Source organism: Streptomyces sp. MK37H, from assembly GCF_018035285.1.
In the GTDB taxonomy this organism is placed as follows: domain Bacteria; phylum Actinomycetota; class Actinomycetes; order Streptomycetales; family Streptomycetaceae; genus Streptomyces; species Streptomyces endocoffeicus.
In genome coordinates, this window is record NZ_JAAAYH010000845.1 from 1 (window position 1) to 1416 (window position 1416).

Annotated in this window: 1 protein-coding gene; it reads left to right on the forward strand. The window is 68.9% G+C overall.

The window, feature by feature from the left end:
* The first annotated feature begins 28 nt into the window (after positions 1–28).
* Entirely contained in the window at positions 29–1195 is a 1167-nt protein-coding gene (locus tag GWI24_RS44345) for an IS4 family transposase (RefSeq protein ID WP_308344297.1), read from the forward strand.
* Positions 1196–1416: the final 221 nt, after the last annotated feature.

The following is a 1416-nucleotide window of genomic DNA, read 5'->3' on the forward strand; positions in this document are numbered from 1 at the left end:
CCAGGGGGTGGTTCGGGTGTCTGTGCGTGTGTCTGAGTTATCGGGCCTGGGGCTGTTGACCTGGGTGTATCCACCGGGGTTGGTGGATCGGGTGGTCGCGGCTTGCGGGTGCGCGGAGCAACGCAGACGGCTGCTTCCCGCGCGGCTGGTGGTGTACTTCGTGCTGGGGATGGCGTTGTTCTCTCCGGCTCCGTATCTGGAAGTGATGCGGCATCTGGTGGAGGGGCTGCGGTGCCAGGGGCTGCTGGGCGGCTGGCATCTGCCGGCGAAGTCCTCGCTGTTCCGGGCCCGGCAGCGGCTGGGCTGTGAGCCGTTGCGGGTGCTGTTCGCCACGACCGCCAAGCCGATGGCCACCGAGGCGACCCCCGGCGCGTTCTGGCGGGGCTTGCGGCTGCTGGCGGTGGACGGGACGTGCTGGGACGTCGCGGACAGCGAAGCCAACGAGGTCGCTTTCGGACGTCCGGGCAACGGCCGCGGGCCGGGCAAGAGCGCGTTCCCGCAGGTGCGGATGGCTGCTTTGGTGGAGGTGGGCAGCCATGCGGTGCTGGACGCGGAACTCGCCGGCTGCCGTACCGGGGAAGTCACCCTGGTCGGCCGGCTGCCACGGTCACTCGGCCCGGGCCAGCTCGTCCTGGCCGACCGTGAGTTCCTCGGTGTCCCGTTGTGGCGGGCCTTCACCGCCACCGGCGCCGATCTGCTGTGGCGCGTGCCCGCCAACCGCGTCCTGCCGGTCCTCAAGCAGTTCCGGGACGGGTCATGGCTGTCACAGATCCGGGCGAGCAGCGGCCCTGCCCGGCATGAGCCGGTCACCGTCCGGGTTCTGGCCTACCAGCTCAAGGGCCAGGGCGGTGAGGGTGCCGCTGACGGCTACCGGCTGGTCACCACCCTGCTGGATGCCCGACGCCATCCGGCCCGGCAGCTGGCCGCGCTCTACCACGAACGCTGGGAGGTCGAGTCCGTCTTCGCCGAGATCAAGACCCAGCAGCGCGGCGCCCGTGTCGTACTGAGCAGCAAGACCCCTGATGGTGTCCGTCAGCAGATCTGGGCACACCTGCTGGTCCACCATGCCCTGCGTGAGCTCATGCTGAGAACGGCCGCCACCCGTGGTCTGGACCCCGATCGGGTCTCCTTCACCGAGACCCTGCGCTCTGCCCGGCGCAGCGTGACCGTTACACCGGGCAGCTTTTCCCCCTGACCTGCTGGTCAGGGCCTTGGTGATGCTCGAGCAGGACCTTTTGGAACGACTCCTGCCCGCCAGACGCCTGCGCAGCCAGCCCCGAGCCGTGAAACGCAAGATGTCCAGTTACCAGCTCAAACGGGCTGAACACCGTCTCTGGCCGCAACCGACCCGCACCGGCACGCAAGCCATCCTCATCACAAGACCCGAACCCCCAGGCCCGTAATGCAACGGCATTG